The organism is Arthrobacter sp. DualSoilB13 (genome assembly GCF_055389195.1).
This window is the reverse complement of the sequence record NZ_AP035865.1, coordinates 1,099,795-1,113,868: the sequence shown is the minus strand read 5'-3', so window position 1 is coordinate 1,113,868 and position 14,074 is coordinate 1,099,795. Positions and strand designations below refer to the sequence as shown.

The window sequence follows — 14,074 nt, the reverse complement described above, 5'->3', positions numbered from 1 at the left end:
GTTTTGTCGCGCAGCCCGTGAGCATAAGACCGGTGAGCACAACTAGTGCGAGTGTTCTTTTCAAAATGTCCCCTTTTTGAAGCGAGTCCGGGCATGCGGGAAGGGCGAACTTGCCAGATACTTCCCGAGGATTCGCTAAGAGTTCAAGATACCAGCGTGGTCGATGCAACTATTGTTCCGCCCAAGTATTACAAGCTTGCGCCGAGCAACCCAACCCACCTGTTAACCAACTCTTCCCCCACAAGCCACCCATTCGAACCCGCCAAGCCAACCGCTCAGATCACCGTTGGAGGCGTGAGGATCGCAATCGTCGCCGAATCATTCCTGCCACTGATGAATGGGGTAACCCATTCGATACTGCGGGTGCTGGAGCATCTTCAGGAGCGCGGGGATGAGGTGATGGTGATCGCGCCGTCGACGTCGGACACTGATGTTTCGAGCGTCGAGAAGGGTGCGTACGTGCACCGGCTTCCTTCTGTGCCGCTGGCCGGTTACACGAATGTGCGGGTTGCGTTGGGTGGTGTGAATCGGGTCAAGCGAATCCTTGCCGATTTCTCCCCCGACGTCGTTCATCTCGCCTCCCCTTTTGTCCTCGGCTGGCGCGCCGTGCAGGCCGCCCATCAGCTGGGCATCCCCACTGTGGCGATCTACCAGACCGAGGTTCCCAGCTACGCCGCCCGATACGGCGTGCCGTTCCTGGAGAACTGGGCCTGGAACCGCGTGGACAACATCCACCTCCTGGCCACCCGAACCCTGGTGCCGTCAACGTTCGCGCTGAACCAGTTGCGCGGGCGCGGCATCCTGCGCGTGGACATGTGGCGCCGCGGTGTGGATACCGCGCGCTTCAACCCCGCGAAACGTTCGACGGCGTGGCGCCGCTCAGTAGCGCCCGACGGTCACCGCATCATCGGCTACGTCGGCCGGCTCGCCGTCGAGAAGCAGGTTGAGGATCTTGCGGTGCTCGCGGACCTGCCGAACACGAAACTTGTCATCGTTGGTGACGGTCCCCAGAAAGAAGCACTGCAAGCCGCGCTCCCCGACGCCCACTTCGCAGGTTTCCTCGGCGGAGAGGGACTGGCGCAGGCCGTCGCAGGTTTCGACCTCTTCGTCCACCCCGGCGAGTTTGAGACTTTCTGCCAAACCATTCAGGAAGCCATGGCATCCGGCGTTCCCGTGGTGGCGACGGGCCGTGGCGGGCCCCTGGACCTCGTAGAGAACTCACGCACCGGCTGGCTCTACGAGCCCGGGAACCTCACCCAGCTGCGCGGCTACGTGCAGGATCTGATCGGCGACGACGCCAAGCGCCGCGCATTCGCAACGGCCGCAACCGCTTCGGTCCAGGGCAGGACGTGGCCTGTTCTCAGCGCGGACCTGGTGCGCCACTACGACGACGTCATTTCCGGTGTGCCCAGCGGAACGTCCGGGCCCAGCGAGTTCACCTCAAGCAAAGGACCCTCCTCATGAAGATCTCCGTGATCGGTTGCGGCTACCTCGGCGCAGTCCACGCCGCGACGCTCGCTTCGATGGGCCACACCGTGGTGGGTATCGACGTCGATTCCTCCAAAGTTGAGCAGCTCAACAAAGCACTGGCACCCTTTCACGAACCTGGCTTGGATGAGCTGCTCAAGGACGGTCGGACCACAGGCCGGCTCGTGTTCACCACTGATTTCGCTGCTGCCGCGGATGCGCAGGTCCATTTCCTGTGCGTTGGCACCCCGCAGTCCAAAACCTCCGACACGGCCGACCTCTCGTACCTGATGAGCGCCACGAAGAGCCTCCTGCCGCACCTGGCCAAGGGTGCCGCCGTCGTCGGTAAATCAACGGTGCCGGTAGGCACGGTGGAGACGCTCCGCGCGATCGTGGCCCGCCGCTCGGACGTGCTGCTCGGCTGGAACCCGGAGTTCCTTCGGCAGGGCACGGCAGTGAAGGATTCGTTGGTGCCCGATCGTCTGGTTTACGGCGTCCCGGGCGGCAAGGGTGCCGCTGCCGGCGCCCCGGTTACTGCGGTGCTGGATGCGGTCTACGAACCTCTAATCAGCGCCGGCATCCCGCGGTTGGTCTGCAATTTCGCGACGGCGGAACTCATCAAATCGGCGTCGAACGCCTTCTTGGCCACGAAGGTCAGCTTCATCAACGCGATGGCAGAACTGTGCGACGCGTCCGGCGCTGACGTGAGCGAGCTCAGCGAGGCGATGGGCCTGGATCCGCGCATCGGCAACCGCTACCTGCACGCCGGGCTCGGGTTCGGCGGCGGCTGCCTGCCCAAGGACATCAGGTCCTTCCGTGCACAGGCGCGCGATCTTTCCGTGCCGTCCGTAGATGCGTGGATGGGCTTGGTTGATTCGGTGAACCTGGACCAACGCTCCCGCGCCGTTGAGGTAGCCCGCGAGATGTGCCGTGGTTTCCTGTCCGGCCGGACGGTGACCATCCTTGGTGCGGCGTTCAAACCCGACACCGACGACATCCGCGACTCCCCCGCCCTGGACGTCGCCCAGCAACTAGCCGATGCCGGCGCGCACGTTACCGTCACCGACCCCAAGGCCATCAACAACGCCTGGATCCGCTACCCACAAATCCGCTTCGAGGCCTCCACCAAACGCGCCCTCGAAGGCGCCGAACTGGTGCTGCTGCTCACCGAATGGGACGAATACGTTTCGCTGTCGCCTGTTGTTGCAGGAGCATTGGTACGACGCCGGATGGTGCTGGACGCTCGGAACGTACTGGACGCTGAGGCCTGGCGGAGTGCGGGGTGGACGATCCGGGGACTGGGGACGGGCGCTTCGGTGGTTGGTGCGGAGGGCGGCGCTGCCAAGCACTCGGACAGGAAGAAGCACGCCGCGCGCTAAGTCATAGCGTTAGTCCCGCAGACGGCTCTGCACGTCGAGCAGGAACTTGATGCCGGCATCGGATAGTTCCAGCTCACCTGAACCCCACTTGGTGGAGCCCCAAAGCCTCAGGCAGATCAAGCTTTGATGGACATCTACCCTCAAGCCACGTGCCCAGTCCAGCGGAATATCGGCACCTGTCGTGGTTCGTAAGCCGCGATCGTGGAGCGCGAGCTGCACCACCTCGTCCACCAGTTTCCAAGGCGGTTTGCTTCCCGTAAGCTCCCAGTGCACCACGAGCTGAGTGGCGAGCTTTACGCCCTCGTGTCCGGGTGATGCTAATCGATCAGCCACATAGTGCCAAAGCATGGTCGGCCTTTTGATGAGCTTTCTGGCTGCCGGTGTTAGGAGCAGTCTGTCCTTATTCTTGCGAAGGAGTTTCCACTCCTGAAGCCGTTCGCGGACGACGCGGACAGGTGCTGCGTGGCTTTCTGTGGAGACGTTCGCATTCCAGGGTTCGATCCACTCGAGTTCCGTCATTGCACGCTTAACGACTGCGGGTTTGAGATAGCCCGCCCCTGTCAGAGGTAGTCCATCTGGGCCGGCCTGGTTGAGGAACCAAAGGACGGGGCCCAGGACGAACTCCACCTCTTCATCGGAAACGTTCCCCGGCCACAACCGACGAGCCAATAGTCGCAGTTGATCGTTCGCGTCGTTGATGTCAAAAGCGGTCGGATCGAACTTTGCCAGACTCTCCTGGGTCACAAACTCGAGCCACTCAACAGCTTCCTGGTGCTCAGGGTGCTTGGGGTTGGAAACCACTGCCACCACGTTGGCGTAGCCGTGGACTCCCCCGGAATCCTCCAGGGGTCCCCGCATTGCGCCGCCGGTGCACGTGATCGCATTGCCCTCAAGCACGGCAGGCCCAACCACGTCGATCTCGTGGGTCCAGTTGTCCCCGAAGTCATAGTCGTACTCGAGGTCCGACCGGCCGGGGACCTTCGCGTCAAAGAGCTCAAGTAGCCGCACGTCAGCCGCTATCTCGCTACCCGCGGGGAGATCGCCGTCGTCTACCGCCATGATGATGCGCTTCTTACCTGCGCGGTCATGGCCCGCAATGGCGTAGAGATGCGAATCCTTCCAGCCGAACGCGCACTGGATGGCCCCGTGAAGTTCAGCGACCGTGGCGGTTTCGGGGAGGACGAGCTGCCGCCAGATCAGCGGCTCAGTCTCACTGATGGAAATACGCAGCTCGACGGCCGGGACATTTGTGGATGATTCCATGACCGCCATTCTTCCAGTGCCCGGGACGCGTTTCGCGTCACGTGTCCTTGATTTGGCCTACTACACCTTTGGACGGGGCTAAATCGACGAAGACTAGGACTTCCCAGTGATCACACACTTCTACCCAGCGGTACTTCGCGTCGTCACATGCGTCATAGCTGTGTGTTCTGCTGTGTCCGCCACCCTGCTGGGGGCAGCACCGCCACCGGAAGGTTTGGACATCCTTGACCCCTCAGACGTGCGAACCACCACGGTGGTTCTCACAATGGCCTTGGGAGTTGTGGCGCCAGTAGGGATGTTGATTGCCGGCTCCCTCAAGTGCCTTCTTCTAAAAGCTGGGGTCTTCGCAGCGTCGGGTTTCGGCAATGCCATGATGCTGAGCCCGCTTGTGGTGGTTCCTTTTCAGGAAACATCCACCATGCTGGCGGTTATCTGCTCGGTAGCCCTGACTATTGCGAGCATCATTACGTACATGGAATCTGTTGAACGCAGAAACGCTCGACGGCGGGCCAACACCTAGGCGCTCGATTTCAGCACCTATTTTCGGTCCTTTCCACCCCTAATTTGCTCCAAATTGGCACCTATTTGCCTCTTTCGAACACCTAGTGCCGGAAATCGCCCATAGTCTCTTCTTGTGCCTTCGGGGCGGATCCCGATGTCCGGAGGGAGTCCCATCCGCCCTGGCGTAGGAGGCACGACGGCGCGGCTCCACCGACCACCCCCTGGTGGGGCCGTGCCCAGCCGGAATGTCAGCGGGCTGAACGGCTGAGCCGCAAACGCACCAAGCGATAGACGATCCCAACCGCAAACATCAGCACACCCACGCCGGCAGATATCGGCGGCAGCGTGGCAACGAGAACCACGCAGGCAACCGCGCCCGCAACCTGCAGGAACCTCGGATATCGGCGGTCTTCTGCTGGCTGGGTGTAGGCGGCGATGTTGGCCACCAAGTAGTACAGCAGAACTCCGAATGACGAGAAGCCGATGGCCCCGCGAAGATCGGCCACTGCGATGATGATGCAGATCACCGCGGCCAGCGCCATCTCCGCACGATGCGGGACCTTATACCGTGGGTGCACTGCGGAGAGCCAAGGGGGCAGGTCGTGTTCCCGGGCCATGGCCAGGCTCGTCCGTCCGAGGCCTGCGATGAGGGCCAATAGCGCACCCAGCGACGCCACGGCGGCACCGACGCGTACCACGGGTGCAGCCCATGCCAAGGTACCGGCATTCACAGCATCGGCCAACGGCGTTGGCGTGGCAGCCACCCCGTCGGGGCCAAGGGCCGCGAGCAAGGTCACTGCTATGACGGCGTAGATGAGGATGGTGATACCCAAGGCAATGCTGATCGCCCGTGGAATAGTGCGCTTGGGTTCGCGTACTTCTTCGCCCATCGTCGCAATCCGTGCGTACCCGGCAAACGCGAAGAACAGTAGCCCCGCCGATTGCAGAATCCCGTACCAGCCGCTGGCCAACAGTCCGTCGCCCAGAAAGCTGCCAAAGTCAGGACCTGAGCCACCCCACACAGCAGCGATTGCAATCGTCAGAGCAGCAAGCACAGCGACCACCAGCACACGCGTCAGCCCGGCGGTGCGGGTCACCCCGTGATAGTTCACCGCAGTTAAAACCACGACGGCGGCAATCGCCACCGGGCGCTCCCAACCTTGGGGCGCGGCATAGGCGGCGAAGGTCATGGCCATGGCTGCGGCACTCGCCGTCTTGCCAATGACGAATCCCCATCCGGCCAGGAACCCAGGCCACGGACCGAGCCGTTCACGACCATAGACGTACGTGCCGCCGGATGTCGGGTAGGCAGCAGCGAGCTGAGCCGACGACGTGGCGTTACAGAAGGCGACGAAGGCAGCCACCACCAAGCCTATGAGCAGCCCCGAGCCCGCGGCTGCGGCGGCTGGGGTGAAAGCCGCGAAAACACCTGCACCGATCATGGACCCCAGCCCAATCAGCGATGCGTCGAACGTGCCTAGTCGGCGCGCCAAAGCCCGAGAGTTGCTCACGATGATCCAGCCTATCCCGGGTCAACGTGGCGGAAGTGAATTACCCACCAGCATGAAGAGGCTATTGCGGGACGTTGCACCGGACTTCCGCAAGGCGTTGGAGATGTGGTTCTCCACTGTCCTGGCACTGATGCCCAGTTGTTCACCGATCTCCACATTGGTGAGGTGACCGGCCAAGATAGCTACCTCGATCTCCCTTTCGGTCAGCGGTGTTGCCCTGAAGGAATTGAAGGAGAGCTGCTCGTTTGCTGACGGGAACCGAACAGCAAAGACAGAGGACGCCTGTGCCATGGCATCAGCAGCGGCCGCGTCTCCTTCGATGACGTGGCGTTTGAGAGCTCCCCGGAGGAGCATCCCCACCTGGTACGTGTCGATGTCAGGTTCATAGTGTTTGAGGAGGAGACCAAGTAGCTTGTGGTCGCCCTCCACCACTGCGCATGCAATGGCGACGAGCTGGTGGTGAACTGTAAGGCCACTCTCCCGCAGGATCTTTTGCAATAGATCCAGGACCTGCCGGCCAGGAATCAAGCACGTACAAAGCAACGCTGTCATCATGGCCTCCAGGACGTAGCCGCTTTTCAACTGCTGCTTGATGAGTTTGGTGGCTTTCCGGTCGAAGGTGGAAGGCTGAGTGCTGTTGTGAGCAATGAGTTCGTAGGCTCCCTTGCCGATGCCGGGAAGGGGGCCAACGTCGGCCACGTCGGTTCGCGCCTGCGCGGCTATGGACAGCGTTGGCAGCAGTGCGGTGGTGGCGTGCCGGAGCCCCGCGAGCCTGAGCATGGCATCGTAGAGGGAATCCACAACGAACCCCGGACGGCCCATAGCGAACACGCTGCTCATGAGGTATTCAGCCTCTTCGAAGTGTCCACGGTATAGGAGGCCATGTGCAGCTACATAGCTGCTGGTGATCACACCGAACTGGTCCAGGTTCTTCCGGGACTCGGCTCGCCAGTCCAACGCCATCACCAGAGACTCCTCCACCCGGCCAGCCGCGAACAGGGCGAAACTGCGGACGAATGGGCGCAGATGCGGGATGGCGTCGTCGTCGCCTGCGCCTTCCACTGCGTCCAAAGCCGCCGCCGGCCTGCAGCGGTAGAGCTCCAAGAGTCCTTGAACCAAGCACCCCAATCCTGTCTTGTTGCTTTCAAAGGCCGCTGGCAAGTCGCCGGTGTCCAGTCGCCCCCTGCCATGGGAGACGTTGATGAATAAGATGGCGTCGCTAACTTCCGTCAGCAACTGCGGATTATCCCCTGCAAACTTTTGAAGGATCTCGACAGCGGCTCTCGGGCCGCGTCCGGTGTGGATCGCAAGCATGGCCTCAGTGACGGCGACAAACAGTAGGTCCTGGGGTTCGGCGTCGAAGTTTGTGGTTTCCGCGCAGATACTGCCGGCACGCTCCACGTCCACGGGCGCTCCCCAGTAGATGCGAAGGACTGCCGCGGCGTTGGCTGCTGACTTATTGGCCTGCCAGCGTTCGAAGCGGATCTGTTCACGGTCCGCGTTGTACTCGTGAATTTGTCTGGAGGTAATGGCGTCGTCGTCAGCCTTCTCAAGCCGGAGGGCTGATAGGGCACGGGAAAGGCGGTCTGCGGTGCGCTTTTCCGGGACCGCGTGAGGCGCGGCCTCAAGGACGCCGGCGATCTTCGTGCGGAGCAGTCTGCTATCGCGCAGCTTCTTGCTGTCGCGGAAGTAATCGGCGATGACTGGTGGGCTGATGGCGGCGATAGAGCCACCTTGATGATCGGCCAGTACGGAAAGGAATCCTCTGCGTTCCAGTCCTTCCAGGGCGTCCGGGTGAATGACCTTGAGGAGCACATCCACCCGTGCCGTGCCCAGAATCGCCATGATGTGCAGGGCTGTGAACTCATCAGCACTTAGTTCGGCCAGGAGCGCCTCCAGTGTGCCGCGTAGGTGCTCGTTCCATAGGGTCTCAGCAGACATGGTCCATTGCTTGTCCTCCATAACCAAGAGGTTGCTCAGGGCTGCGGTCTCTGCGATCCGTACTACCAGCCGCGGATTGCCGGCGGACTTGGTGAGAATGCGCGCAGTTGTGTCTGCGTCGGCCGGCGCACCCAGAACCTGTGCGATGAGGAGGTGAACTTGCTCGTAGTGAAGCGGATCCAATTGCAGATGCGCCTCCCGGCCAAGGTTGAGCACGGCCAACTGACCTCTGGAAAACGCCCACGTTTCGGGCGCCGTTGCCACCATAGGGCAATCCGACCTTCGCCTGACAGCCTCCAGTACAGCCAGCGACTCGCTGTCCAGGAGGTGGAGATCATCAACTACCAGCAAGTGCTTGCCGGGCTTGGCCAACTGACTGGAAAATACGTCGGCGATGTCCAACACACTGCTACGTCCTGGCCTCACATCAAGCCCCAGCCCGTTAATGGCCGAATACGGGATGGATCGATGTGTGCGGAGACCACTGACGAAGTGCACGGAAACTCCGGATTTCTCCAAGTTGCTCATGACGTTGCGCAATACGGTCGTTTTGCCGCCGCCCGGTCCGCCGACCACCCTCACTCCGATTCCGCGTGCGACGAAGTCCAGGATTCGTTGCACCTCTGAATCGAACACGTGACCTCGCCTCCTGTTCCTGTGGTTGTCCGACATACGGCTCACTCCGCAGGCTAGAACGTGAAAACGGCACTAGGTGGCAAAACTGCCTTGCACAGGCAGTTTCGGGACGGTCTAGGTGGTGATTTGGGCCAAATTAGGTGCTCGCGGGCCTCGTCTAGGTATACGAGGCCTTCGGAGGTTGACTGATACATGGGGTACTTCCTCAGCTCGCCGGGTGGATTACGTTCCACGCTACGGAGAACTGGAATCAAATTACATGGGTGTAATTCGCTATGTGGATATGTGTTCTACAGCCAACGGAAGCTGTAGAAGATATCTTCTATATGGGGGCAGACAAAAAAGCAGGGCCGGTCAGTGACCGGCCCTGCTCCTTAGTTATCCGAAGACTAGATAGCCTGGATGTTTACTGCCTGGGGACCCTTGGGGCCCTGCTCGACGTCGAAGGAAACCTTCTGGTTCTCTTCGAGGGAGCGGTAGCCCGAGGAGTTGATCGCAGAGTAGTGAGCGAAAACGTCCTGGCTGCCATCTTCAGGAGAGATGAAGCCGAAGCCCTTTTCGGAGTTGAACCATTTCACGGTACCTGTAGCCATTTTTTTCAGTCCTTACTGAAGGTGGAGATTGTCCCGACTTTCGGGTCTCCGGGTGTGGGGTGTTCTCCACCGTTACTTCAGAAGGTCACGATCCGGAAGGATCGTGGGGACTGCCTGAACTACCAAATGCCAAACACAACAACACCGTCAAGTCTACATACATCTGAGCAGATAGCTAGTGCTGGGAAATATTTATCCATCGGATGTGTCCCATGGAGGCAGTTCCAGGTCTTTAGCGCCCAGAGATCGTTGCGTCGCCACTGACATTTTTGGCGTCGGGAGACGCTATTTCGCCGTGGGCGCTACTGGGGTTCATCACCCTTGGCTGCGCCTTGGAGCCTGTCCTTGATCACCCAACTGGTGATTGCCGGAGCTGCAGTAGCTATAAGGCACACTGTTGCCCAGAAGTTGTCCAATAGTCCTGTTACCAACAGAACCAGGCTTAGTGCAGCCACCACCGGCGTTGCGATATCGAGCACCCGAAGCAAGGTTGCGGTCTTCATATCCAAATCCCCCCAGATTCTTTTCCCGAAAGCCTACGTCCTTTGAACACACGCAACATCCGCCGGCCGCACATCCCCGGACGCACGGCCGCGCCCAAATAAGGTGGTCTGAGCCGATCTGAAGGAGGCGCAGCCATGGCGGACGACGCCGCGTTTGAACCAATTCCCCAGCTGGACGGGCAGACGTCCGTCGTCCTGGCAACAGCCGCCTGCCAAGTCCCCAAGTGCCCACACCTGGCCGTCATGCTCCATGCCGACGCGACACAGCTGCATACCCATACAGACCGCAATCCGGTGCAGCTGCCCGAGGGGGCCGTACTCATCGTCGGAACCGGCCAGTCGAGCGGCCAGATCGCCGAGGAACTGCACACCACCGGCCGCGGCGTCCGACTCTCCGTCTCCATCGTTCCAGCAACACCCCCCGATATCGCAGCCAAGACCTCATCTACTGGATGCTGAAACCGGCAAACACGGCCCCGACCACGGCGTCAACGCCCTCACCTCCGAAGCGCTCCCCTCCCCCGCGCTGCGCTTCGCGCCCAACCCGCTGCTTTTGGGTGCCGACAGCGGCCACGCCATCCACCTCCGAGAACTCGGCCAGCGCGGCATGCACCTGCACGGGCACCTGGAGACACTCGACGACGGTGACATCACCTTCAGCGACGACCTCCCCAACCGCCTCACGACAGCTGATTCGACCTTTGTCAGCGGTCAGACTAAGCCGAACTCGCCCATTCCCCGACGATGTCGTCCACCAAGTAGTTCTTGTAAACGTGGGTATGTACCGGCACTGCTGGTTTCAATAACAACGAGGCGGCGAAGGTTCCGGGGTTGGCATCGACAGAGCCACTCCGAGTGTTTATCTACTGCGCAGCCGCGGCCACCCCGAATACATCTGCGGGCATGGGGCGTTGCAGCCTCCAAGTAATCGCGATCGGCTTATCGCCGGTATGTTGAACGTAGTCCACCTGTCCGAGACACGTGTAAGGAACCGTCAGGCCGGTCTCGTCCTCAGCGGATTCTCGCGTAAACAGCAGGATTCGCGAGCCGTTCGCCTTCCGGTCCAAGTAGCGCCTACCAACCGGGCTGGTGGGTGTCGTACTGTTCTGGGACTCCCAGTGGAACAGCTCAGAACTGATGGCGTAGTCCTTGTACATGGTCGTCGCGGAGTGTTTCTTTTCGTCTTTGTTCAGCGTGACGAAGAAGGCGTCGGTCGCCGTTGCTGGACACCAAGCGACTCCCTCGCGATGCTGCACATTCCTCCCGCGTTCGAGCGAGCCATATTCGAGCGCGGCAAGAATCTCCTCGCGCCGGTAGGTTGCATGAGAGAGCAGTGGAATGTGCTGGAGCCCGGCACCTAGACCCTTGGCCGTGTGTTTCGATGCCGCAACTCCCAGACTGACGATCTGCTTGATCTCGCTGCACACAAACGGGTAGCTGCGCAGGTGGTCGAGTCCGTCGTCGTACGTTTTGAAACCGCCGCCATCATCCCACAGCGTGTAAAACAGCATCCGCGCGAACGTTTGCTCCCGTGGGCCAAGATCCGCGTAGCGGAGCGCATCCTCCCCTACAAGCTTCGTGTACGCCTCAGCACGCTCGGGATCATCCACATGAATGAGAGCCGCCATGCGTCCCAGGAGTTTCTTCTCCTCCGTATCGGAACGATTGTGATGATCTCCCTTGAGCACCGACTCAAAGCCGGAAAACCCGCCAATCAATTGTGCTTGACGGAGGTAGCCAGTCCACGAATCCTTCGTTGAGCGGTAGATCGACTTGACGTCGCTCCCCGACTCTCGTAGATACGCGGCCAACTCAGTTTCCGCGTAGGAAGCTATATCCCGGACCAGCTGCGCACGGTTGAATCGCAACTGAGCCTTGACGTTCTCCAGGACCACGTTCTGCGCTACCCGGTCAAGCACAATCTGCGAGCCCGAGGGCAGAAACGGGAACTCGTCCTCAATTGCCTTCTTCAACTGCGTCCGCCCGTAGCCTGTCAGAGCCCGGTAACGGAGATCGAATCGGAATTCACGGCGCTGTTGGCCAATGAAATCCAGGACTGTGAGAACAGCCTTGTCATCCGCTCGGCGCAGGCCGCGTCCCAGTTGCTGGAGGAAGATCGTGGCACTCTGGGTGGGCCGCAGCATCAGTATGGTGTCCACCTGCGGGATATCCAGACCCTCATTGAACAAATCCACGGCAAATATGCAGTTGACTTCACGGTTACGCAACTGTTCAAGGGCGCGCGCTCGTTCGGCTTCGTCGGCGCCACCGTCCACGGCCGCTGCCGCAATGCCTGCCGCATTGAACACTTTGGCCATGTAATGCGCATGCTGGACTGAGACGCAGAAGCCCAGGGCGCGCATGTGTTCGGTACCAGTGACTTTGTCTCGGAGTTCGCGGATGACCTTGGCGGCGCGGGCATCATTACCCGTGTAGAGGCGATCCAACTGGCCTGTGTCGTAGTTTCCACGCTTCCATTCCAGTTGGCTCAGATCCACATCATCCGAAACCCCGAAATAGTGGAACGGAACCAAAAGGTCAGCATCCAATGCATCCCAAATTCGAAGTTCGCTGGCAGTGCGGCCGCCGAAATACTCATTGGCGACATTGCCGCCGTCACCCCGCTCTGGTGTAGCAGTGAGCCCAACAAACTGCTGGGGTTTCAAGTGGTCCAGGAGTTGGCGATATGTGGGCGCCATTGCGTGGTGGAACTCATCGATGACAACTACGTCGAATTGATCGGGCTCAAGCGTCTGCACGCCCCGCGATGCCAGCGACTGCACTGAGGCGAAGACATGGGTCCAATACTTTGGTTTGTGATCACCCACATAGAGCTCACCGAAAGAGCCATCCTGCATTACATTCCGGTACGTGCGGATGGACTGCTTCAATATCTCTTGCCGATGGGCCACGAAAAGCAGCGTCAGGGGCTTACCAGCCGCTTCTGAGAGACGCTTGTAGTCCATAGCTGCAATGACCGTTTTACCGGTACCGGTGGCCGCGACCAGCAGATTCCGGTTGTGCCCTTTCGATCGTTCCGCTTCCAGGTCTTCGAGCATTTCTTCCTGATGAAGAAATGGCACGACCTCCAAGCCGGTGAAAGCATCCGGGGCAGAAGTTCGTTTGCCACCGTTTCGTCGAAGGGCTGCGTCCAGCTTCTCGCCGTCACGATCCGGGTCATAACTCTGGAATGCGCGTTGTTCCCAGTAGCTGTCGAAAGTGACCTCAAACTTCTTGAGCAGGTCGGGCGTCGCTACAGAACTGAGCCGCACATTCCACTCAAGACCGTCCAGAAGAGCTGCCTGACTGAGATTGGAGCTACCCACGTACGCTGTGTCAAAGCCGGTGTCCCGCCGAAAAAGCCAAGCCTTTGCATGGAGCCGGGTGGCTTGGGTTTCGTAGCTGATTTTCACTTCAGCGTCGTAGCGACGCACCAGTTCATCGATGGCCCGGCGTTCAGTCGCCCCCATATACGTAGTGGTGATGACCCTGAATTTCACACCCCGCCCACGCAGCTGTTCAAGCGCTGGTTCAAGAAGCCGCAGACCGGTCCACCGCACGAATGCGCAGAGGAGGTCGACAGTGTTGGCTGACTCGATTTCTGTTCGAAGCTCGGCCGCCAGATTTGGCTCGTCCCTATTGTTTGTCAGAAGTGCCGAATCGCTGAGCTTGGTTGTGGGGCGCCTGAGCTGTCGCCGTTTCAGGGCATCCGGGCGATGCAGCGAAAGCAGTTGCTGGGGGCCTGGTGTGATCTGATCGTTGGTTTGTATCTCGGCGAGCAAACGGTTGGCCAGGTCAACTCGATCTTCAGGCTTCGCGTCCGCGAGCGCCTTTCGAACGGTGTCGGCGACGTGGCGGGAGAGAACTTCCGCAGTGTCCTCAGCCTCGACTGTGATCACTGAGGCTTGTAGCTCCGGAACCGCCTCGAGGTCGTTTGCGATGGCCGTTGTGTGAAGGAGTTCGTACAACCCTTCGGGCAGGTTAGTTCCTGCAGATCCCCCATTGAATGTGTTCACTGCGCCAGGGTATTGGGTGGGAGGGCCATACTCCAATAGCGAGTGGCCAGCTGCGGTAGCAAGTGCAGCATCTGATCCGGCGCAACTGCGCGCCATCACGAGTACCGTCGAGACGGCCAGGCCGCATTGCTCGACTCTGCTGCGAGCACTGCAAGGCAAAACCAGTTCTCGAATTGCTCTTGCTTTATGACCGAGCTCTTTGCATCTTGATAACAAGACATCAAGATATCTAGTTATCTAGGTTTCTTGTCAAAGAGAAAGGTA

General features: G+C 60.2%; 11 protein-coding genes. 4 read left to right on the top strand and 7 right to left on the bottom strand.

From position 1 onward, the window contains the following. The first annotated feature begins 294 nt into the window (after positions 1-294). Both ACZ5J0_RS05315 and ACZ5J0_RS05310 read left to right on the top strand, forming a co-directional pair. Entirely contained in the window at positions 295-1,464 is a 1,170-nt protein-coding gene (locus ACZ5J0_RS05315; protein ID WP_142939980.1) for a glycosyltransferase family 4 protein, read from the top strand. Further along, positions 1,461-2,846, top strand: a complete 1,386-nt coding sequence (locus tag ACZ5J0_RS05310) for a UDP-glucose dehydrogenase family protein (RefSeq protein ID WP_464094347.1) — start codon at positions 1,461-1,463, stop codon at positions 2,844-2,846. Before ACZ5J0_RS05315 ends, ACZ5J0_RS05310 begins: the two co-directional genes overlap by 4 nt. 9 nt (positions 2,847-2,855) lie before the next feature. On the opposite strand, the gene ACZ5J0_RS05305 is transcribed toward ACZ5J0_RS05310, so the two are convergent. Next, the gene (locus ACZ5J0_RS05305; protein WP_464094346.1) at positions 2,856-4,109 is read right to left on the bottom strand and encodes a plasmid pRiA4b ORF-3 family protein; all 1,254 of its coding nucleotides are present in this window, start codon (positions 4,107-4,109) and stop codon (positions 2,856-2,858) included. Positions 4,110-4,215: 106 nt separating this feature from the next. Between ACZ5J0_RS05305 and ACZ5J0_RS05300 the strand changes: the two genes are divergently transcribed. Further along, positions 4,216-4,629, top strand: a complete 414-nt coding sequence (locus ACZ5J0_RS05300) for a hypothetical protein (protein ID WP_142939983.1) — start codon at positions 4,216-4,218, stop codon at positions 4,627-4,629. Between the two features lie 229 nt (positions 4,630-4,858). On the opposite strand, the gene ACZ5J0_RS05295 is transcribed toward ACZ5J0_RS05300, so the two are convergent. The 4 genes from ACZ5J0_RS05295 to ACZ5J0_RS05280 form a co-directional block, all read right to left on the bottom strand. Next, positions 4,859-6,121 carry an APC family permease gene (locus tag ACZ5J0_RS05295; protein ID WP_464094345.1) on the bottom strand — a complete coding sequence of 421 codons (1,263 nt, stop codon included), beginning with the start codon at positions 6,119-6,121 and terminating at the stop codon, positions 4,859-4,861. Between the two features lie 21 nt (positions 6,122-6,142). Further along, entirely contained in the window at positions 6,143-8,698 is a 2,556-nt protein-coding gene (locus ACZ5J0_RS05290) for a helix-turn-helix transcriptional regulator (RefSeq protein WP_464094344.1), read from the bottom strand. A gap of 389 nt (positions 8,699-9,087) precedes the next feature. Beyond that, entirely contained in the window at positions 9,088-9,291 is a 204-nt protein-coding gene (gene cspE / locus ACZ5J0_RS05285; protein WP_011773907.1) for a transcription antiterminator/RNA stability regulator CspE, read from the bottom strand. A gap of 302 nt (positions 9,292-9,593) precedes the next feature. Continuing rightward, complete coding sequence (locus ACZ5J0_RS05280; RefSeq protein ID WP_464094343.1) at positions 9,594-9,794, bottom strand: hypothetical protein; 201 nt, start codon at positions 9,792-9,794, stop codon at positions 9,594-9,596. 135 nt (positions 9,795-9,929) lie between these two features. On the opposite strand from ACZ5J0_RS05280, the gene ACZ5J0_RS05275 reads away from it, so the two are divergent. Continuing rightward, entirely contained in the window at positions 9,930-10,253 is a 324-nt protein-coding gene (locus ACZ5J0_RS05275) for a hypothetical protein (RefSeq protein ID WP_464094342.1), read from the top strand. Here ACZ5J0_RS05275 and ACZ5J0_RS05270 read toward each other — a convergent pair. Both ACZ5J0_RS05270 and ACZ5J0_RS05265 read right to left on the bottom strand, forming a co-directional pair. After that, a complete protein-coding gene (locus ACZ5J0_RS05270) occupies positions 10,240-10,419 on the bottom strand; it encodes a hypothetical protein (protein ID WP_238703472.1) in 180 nt (59 codons plus the stop codon). The two genes, ACZ5J0_RS05275 and ACZ5J0_RS05270, sit on opposite strands and share 14 nt — an antisense overlap. Before the next feature lie 238 nt (positions 10,420-10,657). Continuing rightward, the gene (locus tag ACZ5J0_RS05265; protein WP_464094698.1) at positions 10,658-13,774 is read right to left on the bottom strand and encodes a DEAD/DEAH box helicase; all 3,117 of its coding nucleotides are present in this window, start codon (positions 13,772-13,774) and stop codon (positions 10,658-10,660) included. Between the last annotated feature and the right edge of the window lie 300 nt (positions 13,775-14,074).